A 20806-nucleotide genomic window follows, 5' to 3' on the forward strand; every position below is an offset into this window, starting at 1 on the left:
AGCTTGACACAAGAGGAAAAGCAAGAAAGGCCGCCCACACAGGCGGACGGACAAAACGCAACATTGCACTGAAGAAAGATCTAGTCATTGCAAGGTGTCTACTTTTCCTGACTTTTTACCTGCGCCCAGAATGATTCCATCACCTCAAGCTCTGAATTCTCCGGCGTCTTCCCTGCACCACGAAGCAAAGACTCCATCTGGCGGAATCGCCTGTCAAATTTTGCATTAGCCTGACGCAAGGCTGTTTCTGGATCAATATCGACCTTACGGGCCAAATTAATAACAGAAAAGAGTAAATCGCCTATTTCATCAGACAAACGACGATGAATCATGGGAGATGCATCAAGCTCATCCCTCACCTCTCCAATTTCTTCTATAACCTTATCAAGCACATCATTAATATCAGCCCAGTCAAAACCCACCCGCGCAGCCCTGCCCTGCAATTTGAGAGCTCTGGTAACAGCAGGAAGCGCCCGAGAAATACCGTCTAGTGCACTGTCTTCCACCTTATCAGCTTGCACGCGCTTGCGCTCTTTTGCTTTTATATCTTCCCATACGCCCATCTGCTCAGCTGCTGAAGAAACCCGACTATCCGACGAGAAAACATGAGGATGGCGTCGCAGCATCTTATTAGCACACCCTGCGGCAATATCATCGAAACAGAAAGCCTTATTTTCTGTGGCAATTTGGCTGTAAAACACAACCTGAAGAAGAAGGTCTCCAAGCTCATCCCGCAGAGATGCGGTATCTTTACGCTCTACCGCATCAACAACTTCATAGGCCTCTTCCAGAGTATAGCGAGTCAGAGACTCCCAGCTCTGCTCTAGGTCCCATGGACACCCCTGCTCCGGATCTCTCAGGCGTTGCATGATTGCAAGAAGCCTGTCAATCGGTGCAAGATCATCCTTTACAGGGCCTTGGGAAGCAGTTTCTGACATTAAAGACTCCAAATACGGCAAGGCCAAGTGTGTGATATCAGAAACAAACATCCCATGCCACCTGTCGAAGAGTTCACTTCCTTATAACAGAAGCGTATAACAAGGCACGGGATCTGCACTTTTAGCAAAAGACGGAAAGCTATGTCCGAAAAAAGATTTTATGTCATCGGGGGAGAATATTCCGATAGCGCATTCTCAACAATCGCTGCAGGCAAGAGCTTGGAAAAATATGGGCCATACACCGAGGTTGATGCTCATGCTTTCTGGCGCGACATAACGGGGCGTACGGTTGACAATGCGATGGTGCGCTATGTGGTGGAGGAAAATCACTCACAGCTAGATGATAAGAGCTACTATGTTGTTGGGGGGGAATATGCTGATACAACGTTTGCAACGATAGCGTCAGGGCATTCCCTCGAAGTATACGGTCCTTTTACACAGCAGCAAGCACAAGACTTTTGGCGAACAATTACAAGCCAGACCATCGACAGCTGCTTGCACAGGTACGATATTTCTCACGAGGACCCTCGCCGTTAGATCTGCATGGAGTTATTTCTTTCAAAAAAATCCAGCGCTCTTTTTATAAGGCGCTGGATTTTTTTGGTGTGCCCGGAAGGATTCGAACCTTCGGCCATTCGATTAAAAGTCGAATGCTCTACCGACTGAGCTACGGGCACCTAAGGTATTGTTTTTTCACCGCCACAAGTGACGAGGCCCGCAACATATTCGTATGCCTCTGTGTGGTCAACACCTAAAATGAAGAAATTGGGTATTTTTTGCAGAAAATCGATTTTAATCAACGTCAGCAGCCAGTTTCATCGTCACAATGCGGTCAGGGTAGGCAACCTTTCCGTTTAAGGCTTGGTCTCCCTTCTTGATTTGGTCAACATACTCCATGCCCTCAACAACCCGCCCCCAGATCGTGTACTTCCTGTCCAAGAATGAAGACGTATCGAAACAAATGAAGAACTGGCTGTCAGCTGAATTCGGGCTTGCTGCACGAGCCATGGAGACGGTTCCTCTTATATGAGGCTCCTTGGAAAATTCAGCCTTTATGTTCTGCCCGGAACCGCCTGTTCCCGTTCCTGTAGGGTCGCCACCTTGAGCCATGAAACCGTCAATAACCCGGTGAAAAGGTGTGCCATCATAATAACCCTGCCGCACCAACTCCTTGATTCTTGCAACATGATTCGGGGCCAGATCAGGGCGCATCTTGATGACAACCCGCCCGTAGTCTAGATCCATATACAGGGTATTTTCCGGATCCATGGCCGTTTCGCGGGCTTCTACCGTATTGACAGTCATAAGAAACATTACTCCAGCAAGAAAAAGTACAAATGAGCGGATCAGCACAGGGTTCCTCCAAGTCAGCGGGGTTACCATGGACGCTCACCCTCGGCAAAACGTTCTTTCAGGGCTTTGCGTACAACAGGGGGTACAAAACTGTCGATCTTGCCTTCCAAGAAGCTGATCTCTTTCACAAACCGGGAAGAGATAAACTGACTTCCCTCTGAAGCCATCAAAAAGATGGTCTCGACGCGTGAATCCAAGCGAGCATTCATGCCCGCCATCTGGAACTCATATTCGAAATCCGAAACAGCCCGGAGTCCACGAACAATAACGGATGCCCCCTGCTGTAAAGCAAAGTTCATGAGAAGACCATTAAAAGGCCTGATCTCTATGATAGTCCCCTCAAGCTTCAGGGCGTCCACAGCTTCCCTAGTCAGCTCGACACGCTGTTCCAGCGTAAAAAGGGGCCCTTTTCCAACATTCTGGGCCACGCCCACAATCAATCGGTCCAGAACCTTGGCAGCTCGGCTGATAATGTCCAAGTGCCCATTGGTGACAGGATCGAATGTTCCGGGATAAACGCCGGTTCTGCACTTTTCCATCAGGGTTCATGCCTCATCTGGAAGAGACGCTATGCCATCCATTTCCTGATCTTGTGCGCCATCACCGTTTCCTTCCCCGACATCCGGCAGCCGCGCAACAGAAACCACTTTTTCTTCTGCAGCTGTACGGAAGAGCGTAACACCTTGCGTTTTACGCCCGGCGATTCGCACATCGTGGACAGGCATGCGGATCAGCTGTCCTCCATCGGAGATAAGCATGATCTGATCATCAGTGCCAATTGGAAACGAAGCAACGACAGCCCCGTTACGCTCTTTCATCTCAATATTGGCAAACCCCTGCCCGCCTCGCCCGGTTACGCGATATTCATATGCAGACGTTCTCTTTCCAAACCCATTCTCGGTAATGGTCAATATGAACTCTTCGGCATCCTGCAACCTCTGGAAATTGTCCGGAGTCATGGCCGTGTCATCACCCTCGGATACGACACACTCTTCCTCGTCACCTTCCCCGGATGACCGTCGGATCTGAGCGGCCAGCCTCAAATATGCATCACGCTCGGCTGTTTCAAAGTCAACATGCTGCAAAACTGTCATCGACATGACTTCGTCTTGTGTGGAAAGGCGTATACCACGCACCCCTGTCGAGGTCCGGCCACTGAACACGCGAACATCGCCGACATGGAAGCGAATGCATTTGCCAAGGCGGGTGGACAGAAGAATATCCTGCTGTTCTGTACACGGGACAACTGAAACTAGGCGTTCCCCACCCTCTTCCAGCTTCATGGCTATCTTGCCGTTGGACTTGACATTGGTGAAGTCAGACAAGCTGTTACGGCGTACGTTCCCGGTTGATGTCGCAAATATAACGGTCAGATCAGACCATTGGTTCTCATCTTCGGGAAGAGGCATAACCGTAGCAATACGCTCCCCTTCCTGTATGGGCAACAAATTGACCAACGCCTTGCCCTTGCTTTGTGGACTACCCTCAGGAAGGCGATAAACTTTCATCTTGTACGCCATGCCCGAGGTCGAGAAGAACAGGACCGGCGTATGGGTATTGGCCACAAACAGATTGGTCACAAAATCTTCTTCTTTGGTTGCCATCCCGGAACGCCCTTTCCCACCACGACGCTGTGCACGGTAGGTCGAAAGCGGTACACGCTTGATATAGCCTGTATTGGTAATGGTGACGACCATGTCCTCTTTCTGGATCAGGTCTTCGATATCATGTTCAAACTCAGATTCTTCGATAACTGTTCGGCGAGGCGTAGCGTAAGCCGCACGAATATCCACCAGTTCTTCCCGGATAATGGCGTACAGCCTCTCGCGGCTACCCAGAATGGACAAATACTCTTCAATCTGGCCGCCTATTTCCCGTAGCTCTCCATGGATCTTGTCACGCTCCAACCCCGTCAGGCGATGCAGTCTAAGGTCCAGAATGGATTTGGCCTGAACCTCGGAAAGCCGATACCGGCCATTCACAACAACATGCTCAGGATCAGCGATCAATTCAATAAGGGGAGCAACATCCGCGGCATCCCAGTCGCGTGACATCAGCTCCTGTTTCGCAACATGCGGGTCAGAGGCCGCCCGAATCAGCTTGATCACAGGATCAAGGTTGGCAACAGCTATTCCAAGCCCAACCAACACATGCGCCCTGTCCCGCGCCTTTCCAAGCTCGAACATTGTGCGACGACGCACAACTTCTTCCCGGAACCGGACGAAGGCAGTCAGAATATCACGGATACCCATCAGTTCAGGACGACCACCGTTGATAGCCAACATGTTGGCACCAAACGATGTCTGAAGGGGTGTAAACCGATAAAGCTGGTTCAGGACAATTTCGGCAACAGCATCGCGCTTGACTTCGATGACAACACGAACCCCTTGGTGGTCGGACTCATCACGCAGGTCCGATATGCCCTCGATCTTCTTGTCACGGACCAGTTCGGCCATTTTCTCGATCATCGAAGCCTTGTTGACCTGATAGGGGATCTCGGTCACAACGATGGCTTCACGACCATTTCGTATTTCTTCTATCGCACATTTCGCCCGCATGACGATCGAGCCCCGCCCGGTCATATAGGCGGAGCGGATGCCTGAACGACCAAGAATACTTCCGCCAGTCGGAAAATCCGGGCCAGGCACGATGTCCAAGATAGCATCGTCCGGGAGGTTGGGCGTATCGATCAGAGCAATGCAGGCATCCAAGATTTCCCCAAGATTATGAGGGGGAATATTGGTTGCCATACCAACAGCGATGCCCCCGGCTCCGTTGACTAACAGATTGGGGAATCGGGCAGGAAGAACGGAAGGCTCCGATGTGCTTTCGTCGTAGTTGGGATGAAAATCGACCGTTTCCTTGTCAATATCATCCAGCAGGGAGTGCGCGGAACGGGCCATGCGCGCCTCGGTATAGCGCATGGCCGCCGGGGGATCCCCGTCCATCGATCCAAAGTTTCCCTGACCATCGACCAAGGGAAGGCGCATGGAAAAGTCTTGGGCCATGCGCACCATGGCATCATAGATGGCGCTATCACCGTGCGGGTGATATTTACCCATGACATCCCCGACGATGCGGGCTGACTTCTTGTAAGGGCGATTGTAATCGTATCCGCCTTCTTTCATGGCGAAGAGAATGCGGCGGTGCACCGGCTTCAAGCCGTCCCGAACATCTGGCAGGGCACGGGATACAATCACGCTCATTGCATAATCGAGGTACGAGCGTTTCATCTCGTCTTCGATAGTTACAGGCGCAATGTCACGATCAAACGGTGTCGGGATGGCGTTTTCGGTCAAGGCACAAACTCGATAGACAGCGAACGGGTAAAGATTCCGGGCCTACAGTGGCCAAAATTTACCGTTCCGCAGATTGGGACAATGAACTGAAACTACAGGAAGGGAACTGTAGCACAGGGTGCTCCCGACCGACAACCGGGGCCCACACAAAAGGCACCGGCGGATATCATCAACCAGCCAGGAAGGGGTGCCAAAGTATCAGAATGGAATTTCATCATCCAGATCATTGCGGGGAGCAGTATCCCAACTACTACCGCCAGGTCGGCTGCTTGGCTCAGGGCTTCCACCAAATCTCGGTGATGACCCATATCCCGGCGTGCTGTCCGCTCCCGCAAAGCCCGCTGTTTCCATGACCGGCATATCACCACCCTGTCCACCACCGGAACGGCTGTCAAGCAGCGTAAGTTCACCCCTGTAGGCCTGCAGGACAATCTCTGTGGAATAGCGCTCCTGACCATTCTGGTCTGTCCACTTGCGGGTTTGCAGCTGCCCCTCCAAGTATACCTTGGACCCTTTCCGCAGATAACGTTCTGCAATTTCACCCAGATTCGGGTTAAAAATCACAACGCGGTGCCATTCTGTTTTTTCCCGTCGCTCTCCGGTCTGGCGATCTTTCCAGCTTTCGGACGTTGCAACGGTCATGTTGATGATCTTCTGGCCGTTTTGTGTGCTGCGGACCTCGGGGTCACGACCAAGATTGCCGACTAGAATCACTTTGTTGACACTGCCTGCCATGGCAAGGGTACTCCTGTTTGTAACGTGGCCGAACTCTACCCCCCCCTGACCGGAAGGAAAAGACTGCTTTTACCCAAAGTCAGCCGGATGTTCGCTTTTTGTTTTTGACAGCCGTACAAAATATGCGAAACAAAGAATGTACTTTTGTCCCGAAACATCCCCCGGTTGACTATCAGGTTCTTGATACCATGCATGAAATACGCATCCGCGGAGCCCGTGAACATAATCTGAAGAATCTTGATGTAACCCTGCCTCGCGACAAGCTTGTTGTTATCACCGGTCTGTCCGGATCGGGGAAATCATCGTTGGCTTTTGACACGATTTATGCCGAAGGACAGCGGCGCTACGTGGAATCCCTGTCTGCCTACGCCCGGCAGTTCCTTGAATTGATGCAAAAACCGGATGTCGATTCCATTGAAGGTTTGTCGCCTGCCATCTCTATCGAACAGAAGACGACTTCGCGCAATCCACGTTCAACAGTAGGGACCGTAACCGAGATCTATGATTATATGCGCCTTTTATGGGCGCGCATCGGCGTTCCTTGGTCACCGGCAACGGGGCTGCCAATTGAATCCCAGACCGTCAGCCAAATGGTTGACCGTATTCTTGTGATGCCCCAAGGAAAGAAGATCCTCCTTCTGGCGCCAATTGTACGAGGGCGCAAGGGCGAGTACAAAAAAGAGATTCTGGAGCTCCAGAAGAAAGGGTACCAACGGGTAAAAATTGATGGATCCGTGTACCTGATTGATGAATCCCCTTCCCTGAACAAGAAAACCAAGCATGACATCGATGTTGTTGTTGACCGGCTGGTTATTCGTGAAGGGATAGAGACACGCCTTGCGGACTCGCTGGAGCAGGCCCTTCAGTTATCAGACGGTCTTGTATGGGTTGAAGATGCGGAAAGCGGCGAGAGAGTGACATTCTCCGCAAAATTTGCCTGCCCGGTTTCCGGCTTTACAATTGATGAAATTGAGCCAAGGCTTTTTTCTTTCAATAATCCGTTTGGTGCCTGCCCGGCGTGTGATGGCCTGGGAATCAAGCTTTACTTTGATCCCGAGCTGATTATTCCTGATCCCCTTCTGTCCTTGGCAGAGGGAGCCATTGTTCCTTGGTCGGCAGGTGGAGAACCATCACCTTACTATGCCCAGGCACTTGAAAGTGTTGCTGCCCACTGTGGCACAGATATGAAAATACCGTGGAAAAGAATTCCTGAAACAGCACGGGCTGTTCTTTTGTATGGATCTGGTCGTACATCTGTCGCCATGACCTATCATGACGGACGGCGGCGCTATAGCGTGGAGCGTCCGTTCGAGGGCATTATACCAAGCATAGAACGGCGGTGGAGAGAAACAGAGAGCCAGCAGGTTCGCGATGACCTGTCCCGCTATCAGGCGTCGTCTCCTTGCGAAACATGTGGTGGACGCCGCCTCAAGCCTGAAGCCTTGGCTGTACGGGTCCATGGGTCTGATATTGCAGCCATCAGCGATCTTTCTATTGCTGAATCGCTTGCTTGGTTCTCTAGCCTTGATCAGCACTTGACGACAAAGGATCGGGAGATTGCTGCGCGTATCCTGAAGGAAATTGTCGAGCGCCTCACCTTTCTGGGGAATGTCGGGCTTGGGTATTTAACATTGTCCAGAATGTCGGGAACCCTGTCCGGTGGCGAGAGCCAGCGTATTCGACTGGCTTCCCAGATTGGTTCAGGCTTGACCGGTGTGTTGTACGTTCTGGATGAGCCATCAATTGGTCTTCACCAGAGAGATAACGACCGCCTTCTTGAAACCCTGCGCAGACTGAGGGATCTGGGAAATACTGTCCTGGTTGTGGAACATGACGAAGACGCTATACGAACAGCTGACTACTTGGTTGATATGGGTCCTGGAGCAGGTGTAAACGGAGGAATGATTGTTGCAGCCGGTACACCTGATGAGGTGATGAAGCACCCGGACAGTTTGACAGGGCACTATCTTTCCGGGACCAGATCCATCACGATCCCGGATACAAGGCGCCCCGGCAATGGGAACGCCCTGACAATCATAGGGGCCAGAACCCATAACCTTCAGAACATTGACGTAACAATCCCACTAGGGACATTTACGTGCGTCACCGGTGTTTCCGGAGGAGGCAAGTCGTCTCTTGTCATTGAAACGCTTTACAAGGCACTGGCCCGTTCTCTTCACGGATCGCGGGAGATGCCCGGCTCTCATGATCGCATCGACGGGATAATCCATATTGACAAGATTGTTGATATAGATCAATCCCCAATTGGAAGAACACCCCGGTCCAATCCTGCTACATATACCGGTGCCTTTACGCCTATTCGCGATTGGTTCGCCAATCTTCCCGAAGCGAAAGCTCGTGGTTACAAGCCTGGCCGTTTCAGCTTCAACGTCAAGGGAGGACGATGCGAGGCATGCCAAGGAGACGGGTTGATCAAGATAGAGATGCATTTTCTGCCCGATGTCTATGTCACGTGTGATGTGTGCAAAGGAAAGAGATACAACCGTGAGACACTGGAAGTAACCTATAAGAACAAGTCAATAGCAGATATTCTTGAGATGACTGTTGAAGAAGCTGTTGACTTTTTCCAAGCCGTTCCATCTATCCGCGACAAGATGAAACTTCTGTCCCGGGTTGGACTGGGGTATATCCATATCGGACAACAGGCCACTACCCTGTCGGGTGGTGAAGCCCAACGGGTCAAGCTATCAAAGGAGCTTTCCCGTCGCGCGACCGGACGAACGTTGTATATCTTGGATGAACCAACAACAGGTCTACATTTTGAGGATGTAAGAAAGCTTCTTCATGTTCTGCAAGAACTAGTGCACCAAGGTAATACAGTTGTTGTAATCGAACATAATCTCGAAGTCATCAAAACTGCGGACTGGATTATAGATATGGGTCCAGAGGGTGGTTCAGGAGGAGGCCATGTCGTTGCAGCAGGAACGCCAGAAACGGTAGCAAAAACAAGTAAAAGCTATACAGGCCAATATCTTGCTCCGTATCTCATCAAAGGTAGGGTGAAGTCATAAGCCCCCTGTTTATCGGACTGCAACCATTTTTGGGAGGTAGACTTGGGGGTCGAGCGCTTGAGACCCCTTCCGGATTTCGAAATGAAGCTGCGGATGTTTTACATTGCCTGTAGACCCGATACGGGCAATGGTCTGCCCCCGCCGCACAATATCACCACGACGTACCAGAATATTGGAACTATGAGCGTAGGCTGTCATCCAACCTCCCTCGTGTTTTACAAGAATAAGATTGCCAAAGCCCTTGATACCATTTCCGGCATAAGCAACCGTCCCTTTGTCTGCTGCACGAACAGGCGTACCCGCTGGTGCTGCAATGTTGATGCCATCATTCCTGAATCCCTTGCCCGCAGGTCCAAAATTCCCAACTATCTTGCCTTGAACAGGCCACACAAAAGCTTGCCTGCCATGGGAAGATGCTCTTGTGTCTGGTGACGTACTTTTCTCTGTAGAGGCAGCGCGTATACCGGCTTGTTTTCTAGGCTGAGGCGAACGATTAGGCGTATGTGCTGCTACTTTCTCTACCTGAACCGGTAAGGACGTCCGGGATTTCACATCAGGTGGAAGAACAAGAACCTGTCCCGTGCGAATAATATATGGTGGGAAGAGATTATTTTTCTGAGCCACATCATCTACGCCAAGGCGATAGCGGCTTGCAATTACGCCCAAGGTTTCTCCGGGAGCAACTGTATACCACCGAGAGGCTGGTACATGCAGCTTTTGTCCCGCGATAAGGACATAAGGTGGTTTAAGATCATTTTCAGCAATAAGAACACGAACGGGAATCTTGTGGCGTCGAGAAAGTGCATACAAGGTATCGCCACGCAAGACAATAAGCGTCTTGTCTGCATTTGTACGACCAAGGCGGCCTGTTGTCTCTTTACTTGAAGATGATACCCAAGGCGCCTTGAAACGCTCGGCACCACCGCAACCTGTCATCACAGGAAGCAGCAGAAGCAAGACAACGTAAAATAATTGCAATGAACAGGGGCGTCTCATAAAAGGAACAATACGCCTACTCATGCTCCCGCGACAATCCAAAGAAATGCCTTCCGGCACTATCAAGCCTGAACGCGGCCGGGATTACCAATTCCCTGAAGCATGGGGACGAAACGAACAGGAAACAGGATTTCTCCGTTCAAGCACCCCGTAACATGGTCTTTCGTGTAACGCCAGAGCTGCTGGATACCAAACTCCGGGCCAACAGGAATGACAAGAACCCCCGATGGAGCAAGCTGTTCAGTCAAGGCACCGGGGACTTCGGAGGCCGCAGCTGTCACAATGATCCGATCGAAAGGAGCTTGTTCGGGCCATCCGCGCCAACCATCTCCTATACGGGGTGTTACGTTTGACAACCCAAGAGATACGAACCGCTTTTCAGCCGCCAGATAAAGATCCCTGTGCCGCTCCAAGCTATAAACACGCCGACACAGGCGGGCAAGAACAGCAGCTTGATACCCGGAGCCTGTCCCGATTTCCAAGACCTTATGCCCTTCTTTTGTATCAAGAGCCTGGGTCATTGCCGCAACCACAAGGGGCTGACTAATGGTTTGCCCACAGCCGATAGGGAGTGCGCGGTCTTCCCACGCTTCAGTCTCCAGCGTACTATCGACAAAAAGATTACGCGGTACCAGTTCGATAGCCTTCAGCAGGCGGGTATCTGTAATACCGGCCTGCCGAAGGTCCATGATCAAACGGGCAGTACGCGCATCCCTCATGAGAGAACCTGCGCACACAGTTCTTCAAGCGTATGATAATCCGTAAAATCAACGCATAGCGGTGATACCGTTATGGCGCCACGACTGATGGCTTCCACATCTGTTCCGGGTACGGGCTGATCGACGGGTCTTTGGGCGCCTATCCAGACATAGGGCCTTCCTCGTGGATCAAGGCGTTCGACCAGATCATCTCCCAGCTTGTGTATTCCTTGTCGTACGGCTTCAACACCCGTTACCCCGGAAGGAGAAGCATCAGGGAAGTTCACGTTCATCAGGACATTCTTCGGCCATCCCTTTGTCATCAAACGTCCAATGATTCCGGGACCGAACGCTTCTGCTGTTGCCCAATGAATATTCCCTTGGTCCTTGAAGACCTGTGACAAAGCTATGGAGGGAATACCAAGAAGCGTTCCTTCCATGGCAGCGGCGACAGTTCCTGAATATGTTACATCCTCGCCCAGATTGGCTCCCCGGTTTACGCCAGACAGAACCAAGTCGGGCATCCTGTCTTTCATTAAATGGTTAACAGCAAGCAGCACACAATCTGTCGGCGTGCCATTTACAGTCCATACATTGGTCGATACAGACTGGATACGCAGTGGATGGTGCAATGTTAGACTATGGGCTGAGCCGCTTTGTTCCTGATCAGGAACAACGACCCAGACATCATCGGACAAAGAGCGTGCAATGCGGATCAGAACCTGAAGGCCAGGCCCATGAATACCGTCATCGTTTGAAACAAGAATGCGTTTCCCGCAAAGATCAAAAACAGAATCATGCATGAGTGGAAATAACCTCCAGGCCGCCCATATAAGGACGCAAGGCTTCCGGGACGATAACACTCCCGTCTACCTGTTGATAGTTTTCAAGAACGGCAACCAGTGTGCGTCCAACAGCCAACCCCGACCCATTCAGGGTGTGCAGAAACTCCGTCCCCTTGTCTCCGGATGGCTTATAACGGGCTTTCATACGCCGTGCCTGAAAATCCCCTACATTTGAGCACGAAGAAATTTCGCGGTAACGGCCCTGTCCTGGCAGCCAGACCTCAAGATCATACGTCTTGCGGGCGGCCGCCCCCATGTCCCCGGCACAGAGCAGAACAACCCGGTACGGCAAGCCAAGGCGCTGAAGAATTTTCTCTGCACATACAGTCATGCGTTCCAGTTCATCGGCGGAATCCTCGGGCCGGGTAATAGACACCATTTCAACCTTTTCGAACTGGTGCTGGCGGATCATCCCCCGCGTGTCCTTGCCGGCTGCACCGGCTTCGGAACGGAAGCACAGTGTGTGCGCCGTCATTCTCCGTGGCAGCGAAGCCGGATCGACAATCTGATCAGCAACCATGTTGGTCAAGGTGACTTCAGCCGTCGGAATAAGCCAGTGCCCTTGTTCTGTACGAAACAGGTCTTCGGCAAACTTTGGAAGCTGACCTGTTCCATACAGGGCATTATCCAGAACCATGACGGGCGTATTCAGTTCGGTATAGCCGTGGTCAGCGGTATGCGTATCCAGCATGAACTGGGCCAGTGCACGGGACAAACGCGACAAGGCGCCCTTCAGGACGACGAAACGAGCGCCAGACAATCTGGCTGCAGACTCGAAATCCATCAACCCGAGGGACGTTCCCAAGGCATCATGTTCCAGAGGTGTGAAGTCCATACTACGAGGCATACCCCAGCGACGCACCTCGACATTATCATTTTCGTCACGCCCATCGGGCACATCTGGATCCGGCATATTGGGCAGGCTGTACAGAAGATCATCAAGGGCGGCCTGCAAGGATTGATGCTCAGCTTCCATATCCGCCATGCGTTTCTTGATATCAGCGACCTCATCGCTGAGAACGGCCGCATCGCTACCAGCCTTGCGGATGATCCCTATTTCCCGGGACACTTCATTCCGACGCGCCTGCAAAGCCTGTAACGATGTCATGAGGGAACGCAGCTGCCTGTCTGCCTCCAGAATATCAGAAGACAAGGCACCCTTGCCACGGCGGAGCAACCCTCGGTCAAGATCATCGGGATTTTCGCGGATCCATTTCAGGTCAAGCATACAGCACACCTCAAGGCATGGTTTTCAATATCGAATAATTGGCAGAGATACAGGAATTACACTACTTCAGCCATTAAAATCGGTCTCGTCAGGTCCCTTCCCGGTTGGCATAGGATCAGAATGATCAGGGTCACCTTCATCATCATTCACACTATGTCTTTCAACCAAGCGTGCTGACCAGATCGAACATTCGTAAAGCAGCAGCAAGGGCAAGGCTAAGCCAATCTGACTGATTACATCGGGTGGAGTAACAATACCGGCAACAGCAAAAACAGCCACAATGGCATAACGTCTTTTTGCAACCAGCGCTGATGACGAGACCATCCCAGCCCTTGCCAGAAGCGTAAGAACAACGGGAAGCTGGAAGCAGAAGCCAAATGCCAAGATCAGCTTCATGACCAGATCCAAGTACTCTCCAATTTTGGCCTCAAGCTGCACCGGCAGCACGGTTTGCTCAACACTGGTCTGGAAACCAAGCAGAAAGCGCCAGGCAACGGGCATAACAAAATAGTAAACAAGAGCCGCCCCACCTGCAAAAAGCAGGGGCGAGGCAATCAGACTTGGCAGAAACGCCCGTTTTTCACGGCGATAAAGCCCCGGAGCCACAAAGCGCCAAAGCTGAAAGGCGGTGAAGGGAAACGAGAGAACGACAGCACCAAACATTGCGACTTTTATGTAGGTAAAAAACGCTTCTGTCAGAGCCGTATAGATCATGCGTTGCGAGCCACCCAGTTCAGCCATAACGGCGGCCAACGGGCGAATCAAGAAGCCGTATATGCTGTCTGCAATGCTGTAACATGCGGCAAAAGACAGGATAAAAACTGCACCACACAGTAAAATGCGGCGCCGCAATTCAATCAGATGCCCTAACAGGGGCATACGAAATTCATCTGGTGAAGGGGAAGAGTACATTGTGTGCCCTGCCTATCTTATATCTCTGCTTCACCAGAAGGGGGGCTTTTCTTTCCGGGCAATGTACTATTTTTTTCCTCTTCCGGATCAAGAATCTGCCGACGCATCTGCCTTGCCTTCTCCTGCATGTCAGTAATTTCGGCATTGTATATCATGTCGTCTACATGGCGACGAAACTCACGGCTGACCGCCCGGAATTTTTGTACAAGACGAGCAAAAGCATGCATGGCACCAGGTATTTCCCTTGGCCCAAGAACAAGTGCTGCAACAACCCCGACAAGAAAAATCTCTGACCAGGCCAGATCAAACATAAGTATTTATCCACTACATGCCCGTAGAATGGTTCTTCTCTCGATTGACATGTCCGGCCTGTGAAGCTGACTCCCCTTCAGTCTTCTGGATCTGCCTTGAATCTGAACTTGTCACATCCTGTGTATCGGCCGAGGGAACGGACTTTCCTTCTTCCAGTCCCTTCTTGAAGGCATTGATTCCCTTGGCGAAGTCACCCATCAAACGTGAAATCTTACCCGAACCACCAAACAAAACGACAACAATGGCCAGCACAACCAGCCAGTGCCAGATACTAAAAGTACCCATAACTACCACTCTCCAGGAGACATGTGCCCACCATCGGGCAATACAACATGGCGGATCATCGCAGAAAGCCTGCGGTACCGCAATGAAACATCCCCGATTTGGCTATGATCAGACGGAGGGAAACACAAACGTCTGGGATCTATCAAGGGATATGGACAGCACTTCCCCTGCCGGTGGCAGAAAAGATCCCGGTGCACGCACATGGGCCACTACACGTTCAGCGCAAGCTGCTGGCCCTGCCTTTATGTAAACCAAACTGGTCCTACCAAGCATGCGGCTATCTATTACAGTGGCAACAAAGGCGGGGTAGTCGCCATCGGCAACCGACATAAGCCGGATAGCTTCCGGACGGATTAGTACCTCGACAGAGGAGCCCTCCTCTGTCCCGTACGGGGCATCAACCAAACCGAACGGAGTTTCAACAGAACCTCGTAGAACATGGCCTTTTACCAGATTGAAGTTGCAGAAGAATCGGGCGACAAAGGCAGAGGATGGGTGATTGTAAAGCTCTGCCGGGGTTCCGGACTGTATAATCCGCCCCTTGTCCATCAGGGCGAGTACATCAGCCATAAACATAGCCTCTTCCGGATCATGAGTGACCATTAGGGCCGAAATACCGCGATCTTTCAGAATCGTCAGTGTTTCGGCACGGATTTGGTCACGTAGGTAGCGGTCTAGGCCAGAGAATGGCTCATCCAACAATAAAAGGGCGGGATTGGGCGCAAGAGCACGGGCAAGGGCAACGCGCTGTTGCTGCCCGCCTGATAAGGTATGAGGCCAGGAACTGGCATAAGACGCCATGCCCACGTGCTCCAAGGCTTCATGAGCGCGCCGCGCTTTGTCGGGTTCAGAGATGTGGCGAAGTCCAAAAGTAACGTTATCGAGAACCTTGAGGTGAGGGAACAAGGCATAGTCTTGGAACAAAAACCCAACACCCCTCTTTTCCGGTGGAATCATGCGCCCCTCGCGGGACAGCATGGCGTGCCCATTAATCCAGACCTCTCCACTCGATGGTTTCTCGAGGCCAGCAGCAATGCGCAGGGTCGTTGTTTTGCCACAACCGCTTGCGCCGAGCAGGCACATAATCTCACCCGCGCCAATGCTCAAGGACAAACCGTCAAGCACCAAGCTATCCTCAAAGGCATGGCAAACATCAGCCATAGCCAAACGCGCGTTATCCTTTGACGGAGATTGACGGAAACGAACGGGACGTACAGGTTCGATACGCATTACGACCTTGGTCTAAAGTCTACCTCGCCGGCATTTCCGATGCTTCGGGGCTGTACCGGGATAAACAAGGAGTGGCGCACTTTTAGTGACAGCACAACCAGTAGAAGCGGCCATATGGCGGCTCCATGGATCGGGCACGCAGGAAAGCAGCCTCCAAGCGACGCTGCTGGCGGACAGTGCGACGCCTGACCAAATCGAAGGGCACTGTAAACACAAGGGCAAAAATCAGAAACTCAATCACGCGACCCCACTGCAACAAAGCGCTACCAGACACATCCGAAACAATGACGTTAACGGATCGTATTCATTATAGGACCGCAATGGAGCAAAGAAAAGACGGAATTACGTGAAAGGCTACACGCTTTGTAGAGTGCCTCAGCACGCGTATTTTATTTTCCTGAGATTTGGCGCGCGATGATTCTGCGCTCTCTTATTTTTGGCTTCATGGTCGGAGCGGCGGGATTCGAACCCACGACCCCTTGACCCCCAGTCAAGTGCGCTACCAGGCTGCGCTACGCTCCGAAACCAAATACCCATACAGAAACCGCCTCTGTGTGGGAGGCGGAATATATCGGCCCTTTACCGTAAACGCAATCACAGAATGATGCGCGCAGTCATTTTTTCAGATCATTCCGCATTTAACGAACTGGCTTAGGTGATGATGCTCCACGATGCAGCTGTTCATTATACCGACATGCTTCACGAAGAGCCTCCTTGCCACCATAACTCAACGGGTTTCCATTCAGAAGAATGGTTTGATTCTTTATAGTTATCGTTCCGATATAACCTTTTGACTCAGCAAGCGGAGTGAGCGAAAAATGACGCACAAGGCTTGCTTCCAGCTCGATAGCAATATGCTTCCCCGTCAGACTAGGATTCAGGGCTTGCGCTTCATTGCCATCGGCCGGAATAACGGGTTGCCCATGCACATCAACGCCTGCGATATAATCGGCACTGCCCCCAGAAGACAAATCAGCCTGTAAACGACAAGCTGCGGGGTCAACATCCAGTGTCCAGAATCGACGCACTTCCTCTGCCGACACGGATAAAGGCAGGCATGCGAACACAAGCAAGCAACCGCCATATAAAACCGCACGCCACATTACACCCGATCCTTTCACCATCTTATGGCTATGCAAACTAGCTAAAATAGTAGCAGGAAAGGCTGTTTTTATCCCGGAAAAATGCATACTTTTCTTTATAGCCATGCGTTTTGCACGTGACAACTCTGCCGCAAGCGCATATCTTTCTGCGTGCAAGGGACGTCCTGTTTCGCGGGGCAGCCCAAGTTTAGGGAGAAACACCGGAAAATTCCGGGGTGCTCGTTGCGCAAGTAGCATGTTTGCGGCGGGTATAGCAAAATAAAGACCAAGGCAAAAAATGTGTGCCTTGGTCTGTTTTGTTTTGGCCTATAAGCAGGCCGTAGCTTCTTCGGCAACCTTAGCCAAGTTTTCCATGAGCTGATAAAGACCGGCCATGCGATCCTCTGGCATCGGCCAGTGGCGCATGTAAACAATTTTGTGATCAGGCCTGACCTTGACCAAGGCAATGTTCTGGCTGATGAAGCGCACCAAACCCTCAGGGTTGGGGAACGTGTTGCCACGTAGGGCTAGCACAGCGCCCTTTGGACCTGCATCAACTTTCTCAATATGAGCACGCAGGCAAAGTTGTCGGATGCCAACGACAGACAGGAGATTACGTGCTTCAGGTGGCAGGGGACCGAAGCGGTCCACCAGCTCTGACATCAGATTTTCAATCTCGTCCGGTGTCTGCAATTCAGCAATACGACGATACAACCCAAGGCGCACTGACAAATCCTTGACATACTCCTCTGGAAGCAGGACGGGGATCCCAAGACTAATTTGCGGAGACCACCCGGTATCGCGACTTTCTTCTCCAGAGCTTCCTCCCCCTTTTCTGGCCGCTGCCACGGCGTCTTGCAAAAGGGTCTGGTAGAGTTCGATCCCGACTTCCTTGATATGTCCTGATTGCTCGTCACCCAGCAGGTTACCGGCACCCCGGATATCCATGTCATGTGAGGCTAGGGAGAAACCAGCACCCAAGGTATCCAAGGTCTGCATGACGGTCAGCCTCTTCTCGGCTGCTGGTGCCAGAATGCGCCCGGGGGGCAGGGTCAGATAAGCATAACCTCGCTGCTTTCCACGCCCCACGCGACCACGCAGCTGATACAGCTGTGAAAGCCCGAACATATCAGCCCGATGAATAATAATGGTATTGACCCGGGGCATATCGAGGCCGCTCTCGATAATGTTGGTGGCAACAAGGATGTCATAGTCGCCGTCTGCAAAAGACTTCATGACCTCTTCCAGACGACTGGCGGGCATCTGCCCATGGGCAACAATAGTTCGTACTTCGGGAACAAGAACCTTTAATTGCTCAACAGCCCTGTCAATATCAGCCAAGCGGGGACAGACAAAGAAGCTCTGCCCTCCCCTATAGCGTTCACGCAAGATTGCCTCGCGGATCACGACGCCATCAAACGGCATGACAAAAGTACGGACTGTCAGTCGATCGACCGGTGGCGTGGCAATCAGCGACAGCTCACGGACGCCGGTCAGCGCCAGCTGTAATGTGCGGGGAATAGGGGTTGCAGACAAAGTCAAAACGTGCACATCCGCCTTGAGTTGCTTGAGCTGCTCCTTGTGGGCAACGCCAAAATGCTGCTCCTCATCGACGATAAGGAGGCCCAGGCGCTGGAACTTGACAGACTTGGAAACAACAGCATGCGTGCCGATTACGATATCAAGAGTGCCCTTCTCCAGCTCTTCCCGTACACGGGCTGCATCCTTTGCTGAAACAAGACGCGATAGCTGGGCAATGCGCACGGGCATGTCACGGAAACGCTCTATAAAATTCTGGTAATGCTGGCGTGCCAGAAGTGTTGTTGGCACAACAACAGCAACCTGCGTACCGCTCATGGCCGCAACAAACGCTGCCCGAAGCGCAACCTCGGTTTTGCCAAACCCAACATCACCACACACCAGACGATCCATCGGCCGTCCCTTGGCCATATCATCCAGAGTATCGGCTATGGCCTTCAGCTGATCGTCCGTTTCTGCGTATGGGAACCGGGCACAGAATTCGTCAAAAAGACCATCCGGCACCGTCAGAACATCCGCGTCGCGCAGCTGACGCTGGGCTGCAACCTGTATCAGCTGGTCCGCCATGTCACGGATACGCTGTTTCAGCTGCGCCTTGCGGGACTGCCAAGCCGGACTTCCAAGCCGATCAAGGGAAACACCTCCCTGCTCTGATCCGTAGCGGGTTAGTACATCAATATTCTCAACCGGTACAAAAAGCTTGTCACCACCATCATAAACCAAGCAAAGGCAATCGTGGGCAGCACCGCCAATATCCAGATTCTCAAGCCCTACGTAACGTCCAATGCCGTGCTCGGCATGGACAACCAGATCCCCTTCCGCCAGGGCCGAGGCATCCCGTATAAAGGCATCGGCTTTCCCCTGTCGCTTGCGGGTCGAAGGACGCGCCAGACGATCACCCAGAATATCCTGCTCGGCTACCAAGACAAAACCGGGGCCAGAAAAACCGTGATCAAGCCCCAAAACAACAACCTGAACAGAGGAAGCAGCCTGTTTACAAGTTGTCGCCCAGTCATCAGGACATGAAAGATTCTGGACACCGTGATCGCGTAAAACACCTGACAGACGGTCTCGTGATCCATGGGACAGGGCAGCTATAACAACGCGATTCCCTTTCCCTTGCTCCAAGCCAATATGTGCCCGTACAGCGTCATAGACATTTTCACCATGGCGGGCACGAACATCGGCAAAATCACGCCCTGGCCGGCCGCCAGCATCCACACAGTCACTCCCGACGTCTGGTGCGGCAAAGGGTGAAAACAGCAACGACGGCACTGTTTTCAGCAATCGCGGAAACTCATCTGGTTCCATGAACAGCCATTCTGGCCGTATCGGGTGATAAACTGTTCCATTGCCATTATCTGACAGGTTGTTCAGACTGATGCGTGCGTCAAAATATTCCCGGATCAGCGCAATCCTTGCTTCCCACGCCTGCTCAAACTGGTGATCACAGGTCACAAGAGCTTGGGGGAGATAGGCAAAAAGAGTATCCAGCCCATCGTGGAACAGAGGCATCCAATGCTCTATTCCCTGCATGGTTCTGCCGGCTGAAACAGCCTCGTACAACAGGTCATCCTTGCCTGGCGCTCCGAACAATTCCCGGTACCGGGTCCGGAATCGGGCAATGCTATCTTCAGTCAGGATGACTTCGGACATGGGCTTGAGGAGAACCTCATCCAGATTACCCGTGCTGCGCTGCGTCAGGGGATCAAAGGTCCTGATGGTATCTACATCGTCCCCGAACAGATCAAGACGCAGTGGTTCCCCTGTACCGGGGGGGTAAAGATCAATAATGCCGCCTCGTACAGCATATTCCCCGGGTTCCATGACCTGTCCGGAGCGGGTGTAACCATTGCGCACCAGATACCCCATCAGGGCATCGACATTCAGCCGTTTCCCGGTCAGGATACGGAAGACTGCGCCATTAAAAACACGCTTGCCCGGCACCCGCTGGGTGACGGCAGCAACGGTTGTAATAACCAGACGCGGTTTGCCCGGATGTGGCCCGGCCAGGCGGGTCAAGGTGTCCGTACGTTGTGCAGCAAGGTCTGCGCTGGGTGAAACGCGGTCATATGGCACGCAATCCCAAGCCGGGAAGACCAGAACATCAAGATCGGGGGCGAAAAAACGAACCTCGGCGGCAAGGGTTGCCAACCTCACATCATCGCGGCAAATGTGCAGGACATCGCTGTATGCGTTGCCGCGTGCAAGGTTTGACAGAAAAAGGGCATCGTATCCCTCGGGCAGACCGTGGACTGTTGACTGATGACCGGTACCAAGGGTTTCTATCCGTTGAAGGGCAAAGGAGAAATCAGTCACTGT

18 protein-coding genes and 2 tRNA genes are annotated in these 20806 nt (G+C 52.1%); 2 read left to right on the forward strand and 18 right to left on the reverse strand.

Annotated features, from left to right (window positions below):
* Positions 1-98: 98 nt before the first annotated feature.
* On the reverse strand, positions 99-938 hold the full coding sequence (gene mazG / locus HEQ60_RS01630) for a nucleoside triphosphate pyrophosphohydrolase (RefSeq protein WP_168068802.1): 840 nt from the start codon (positions 936-938) through the stop codon (positions 99-101).
* A gap of 141 nt (positions 939-1079) precedes the next feature.
* On the opposite strand from mazG, the gene HEQ60_RS01635 reads away from it, so the two are divergent.
* The gene (locus HEQ60_RS01635) at positions 1080-1475 is read left to right on the forward strand and encodes a DUF4170 domain-containing protein (RefSeq protein ID WP_168068804.1); all 396 of its coding nucleotides are present in this window, start codon (positions 1080-1082) and stop codon (positions 1473-1475) included.
* A gap of 64 nt (positions 1476-1539) precedes the next feature.
* Here the strand turns inward: HEQ60_RS01635 and HEQ60_RS01640 are convergent.
* From HEQ60_RS01640 to ssb, 5 genes are all read right to left on the reverse strand, one after another.
* Positions 1540-1615: transfer RNA gene (locus HEQ60_RS01640), tRNA-Lys, on the reverse strand.
* 115 nt (positions 1616-1730) lie between these two features.
* On the reverse strand, positions 1731-2243 hold the full coding sequence (locus HEQ60_RS01645; RefSeq protein WP_245183688.1) for a peptidylprolyl isomerase: 513 nt from the start codon (positions 2241-2243) through the stop codon (positions 1731-1733).
* Positions 2244-2314: 71 nt separating this feature from the next.
* The gene (gene coaD, locus HEQ60_RS01650; protein WP_066135610.1) at positions 2315-2830 is read right to left on the reverse strand and encodes a pantetheine-phosphate adenylyltransferase; all 516 of its coding nucleotides are present in this window, start codon (positions 2828-2830) and stop codon (positions 2315-2317) included.
* Positions 2831-2836: 6 nt separating this feature from the next.
* Positions 2837-5524, reverse strand: a complete 2688-nt coding sequence (gene gyrA, locus HEQ60_RS01655) for a DNA gyrase subunit A (protein WP_245183719.1) — start codon at positions 5522-5524, stop codon at positions 2837-2839.
* 264 nt (positions 5525-5788) lie between these two features.
* A complete protein-coding gene (gene ssb, locus HEQ60_RS01660) occupies positions 5789-6325 on the reverse strand; it encodes a single-stranded DNA-binding protein (RefSeq protein WP_168068808.1) in 537 nt (178 codons plus the stop codon).
* A 188-nt stretch (positions 6326-6513) separates the two neighbouring features.
* Between ssb and uvrA the strand changes: the two genes are divergently transcribed.
* Positions 6514-9357: an excinuclease ABC subunit UvrA gene (gene uvrA, locus HEQ60_RS01665; RefSeq protein WP_168068811.1), complete on the forward strand. Its 2844-nt coding sequence runs from the start codon at positions 6514-6516 to the stop codon at positions 9355-9357.
* A 9-nt stretch (positions 9358-9366) separates the two neighbouring features.
* On the opposite strand, the gene HEQ60_RS01670 is transcribed toward uvrA, so the two are convergent.
* From HEQ60_RS01670 to mfd, 12 genes are all read right to left on the reverse strand, one after another.
* A complete protein-coding gene (locus HEQ60_RS01670) occupies positions 9367-10377 on the reverse strand; it encodes a M23 family metallopeptidase (protein ID WP_168068814.1) in 1011 nt (336 codons plus the stop codon).
* A 38-nt stretch (positions 10378-10415) separates the two neighbouring features.
* A complete protein-coding gene (locus HEQ60_RS01675; protein ID WP_168068817.1) occupies positions 10416-11072 on the reverse strand; it encodes a protein-L-isoaspartate(D-aspartate) O-methyltransferase in 657 nt (218 codons plus the stop codon).
* Positions 11069-11854: a 5'/3'-nucleotidase SurE gene (surE, locus tag HEQ60_RS01680; RefSeq protein WP_168068820.1), complete on the reverse strand. Its 786-nt coding sequence runs from the start codon at positions 11852-11854 to the stop codon at positions 11069-11071. The genes HEQ60_RS01675 and surE overlap by 4 nt, the downstream gene beginning before the upstream one ends.
* Positions 11847-13124 (reverse strand): serine--tRNA ligase, encoded by a 1278-nt coding sequence (gene serS / locus HEQ60_RS01685; RefSeq protein WP_168068822.1) that lies wholly within the window; start codon positions 13122-13124, stop codon positions 11847-11849. The genes surE and serS overlap by 8 nt, the downstream gene beginning before the upstream one ends.
* A gap of 66 nt (positions 13125-13190) precedes the next feature.
* Positions 13191-14036 carry a twin-arginine translocase subunit TatC gene (gene tatC / locus HEQ60_RS01690; RefSeq protein ID WP_168068825.1) on the reverse strand — a complete coding sequence of 282 codons (846 nt, stop codon included), beginning with the start codon at positions 14034-14036 and terminating at the stop codon, positions 13191-13193.
* Between the two features lie 17 nt (positions 14037-14053).
* Positions 14054-14347, reverse strand: a complete 294-nt coding sequence (gene tatB / locus HEQ60_RS01695) for a Sec-independent protein translocase protein TatB (protein WP_168068827.1) — start codon at positions 14345-14347, stop codon at positions 14054-14056.
* 13 nt (positions 14348-14360) lie between these two features.
* Positions 14361-14633, reverse strand: coding sequence for a twin-arginine translocase TatA/TatE family subunit (locus tag HEQ60_RS01700; protein WP_168068829.1), 273 nt, complete (start codon positions 14631-14633; stop codon positions 14361-14363).
* 108 nt (positions 14634-14741) lie between these two features.
* Positions 14742-15863, reverse strand: a complete 1122-nt coding sequence (locus HEQ60_RS01705; protein ID WP_245183689.1) for an ABC transporter ATP-binding protein — start codon at positions 15861-15863, stop codon at positions 14742-14744.
* Between the two features lie 82 nt (positions 15864-15945).
* Complete coding sequence (locus HEQ60_RS01710) at positions 15946-16104, reverse strand: hypothetical protein (protein ID WP_168068831.1); 159 nt, start codon at positions 16102-16104, stop codon at positions 15946-15948.
* 204 nt (positions 16105-16308) lie between these two features.
* A tRNA-Pro gene (locus HEQ60_RS01715) sits at positions 16309-16385 on the reverse strand.
* Between the two features lie 116 nt (positions 16386-16501).
* Complete coding sequence (locus HEQ60_RS01720; protein WP_168068833.1) at positions 16502-17122, reverse strand: hypothetical protein; 621 nt, start codon at positions 17120-17122, stop codon at positions 16502-16504.
* A 150-nt stretch (positions 17123-17272) separates the two neighbouring features.
* Positions 17273-20803, reverse strand: a complete 3531-nt coding sequence (gene mfd / locus HEQ60_RS01725) for a transcription-repair coupling factor (protein ID WP_322099267.1) — start codon at positions 20801-20803, stop codon at positions 17273-17275.
* Between the last annotated feature and the right edge of the window lie 3 nt (positions 20804-20806).

Source organism: Haematospirillum sp. H1815, from assembly GCF_012102705.1.
Lineage (GTDB): Bacteria > Pseudomonadota > Alphaproteobacteria > Rhodospirillales > Rhodospirillaceae > Haematospirillum.

What these genes read in the sequence shown, in the direction of transcription:
- mazG (WP_168068802.1), bottom strand. Translation starts at nt 938, where the DNA reads ATGTCAGAAACTGCTTCCCAAGGCCCTGTAAAGGATGATCTTGCACCG.
- HEQ60_RS01635 (WP_168068804.1), top strand. Translation starts at nt 1,080, where the DNA reads ATGTCCGAAAAAAGATTTTATGTCATCGGGGGAGAATATTCCGATAGC.
- HEQ60_RS01645 (WP_245183688.1), bottom strand. Translation starts at nt 2,243, where the DNA reads ATGACTGTCAATACGGTAGAAGCCCGCGAAACGGCCATGGATCCGGAA.
- coaD (WP_066135610.1), bottom strand. Translation starts at nt 2,830, where the DNA reads ATGGAAAAGTGCAGAACCGGCGTTTATCCCGGAACATTCGATCCTGTC.
- gyrA (WP_245183719.1), bottom strand. Translation starts at nt 5,524, where the DNA reads ATGAAACGCTCGTACCTCGATTATGCAATGAGCGTGATTGTATCCCGT.
- ssb (WP_168068808.1), bottom strand. Translation starts at nt 6,325, where the DNA reads ATGGCAGGCAGTGTCAACAAAGTGATTCTAGTCGGCAATCTTGGTCGT.
- uvrA (WP_168068811.1), top strand. Translation starts at nt 6,514, where the DNA reads ATGCATGAAATACGCATCCGCGGAGCCCGTGAACATAATCTGAAGAAT.
- HEQ60_RS01670 (WP_168068814.1), bottom strand. Translation starts at nt 10,377, where the DNA reads ATGAGTAGGCGTATTGTTCCTTTTATGAGACGCCCCTGTTCATTGCAA.
- HEQ60_RS01675 (WP_168068817.1), bottom strand. Translation starts at nt 11,072, where the DNA reads ATGAGGGATGCGCGTACTGCCCGTTTGATCATGGACCTTCGGCAGGCC.
- surE (WP_168068820.1), bottom strand. Translation starts at nt 11,854, where the DNA reads ATGCATGATTCTGTTTTTGATCTTTGCGGGAAACGCATTCTTGTTTCA.
- serS (WP_168068822.1), bottom strand. Translation starts at nt 13,124, where the DNA reads ATGCTTGACCTGAAATGGATCCGCGAAAATCCCGATGATCTTGACCGA.
- tatC (WP_168068825.1), bottom strand. Translation starts at nt 14,036, where the DNA reads ATGTACTCTTCCCCTTCACCAGATGAATTTCGTATGCCCCTGTTAGGG.
- tatB (WP_168068827.1), bottom strand. Translation starts at nt 14,347, where the DNA reads ATGTTTGATCTGGCCTGGTCAGAGATTTTTCTTGTCGGGGTTGTTGCA.
- HEQ60_RS01700 (WP_168068829.1), bottom strand. Translation starts at nt 14,633, where the DNA reads ATGGGTACTTTTAGTATCTGGCACTGGCTGGTTGTGCTGGCCATTGTT.
- HEQ60_RS01705 (WP_245183689.1), bottom strand. Translation starts at nt 15,863, where the DNA reads ATGCGTATCGAACCTGTACGTCCCGTTCGTTTCCGTCAATCTCCGTCA.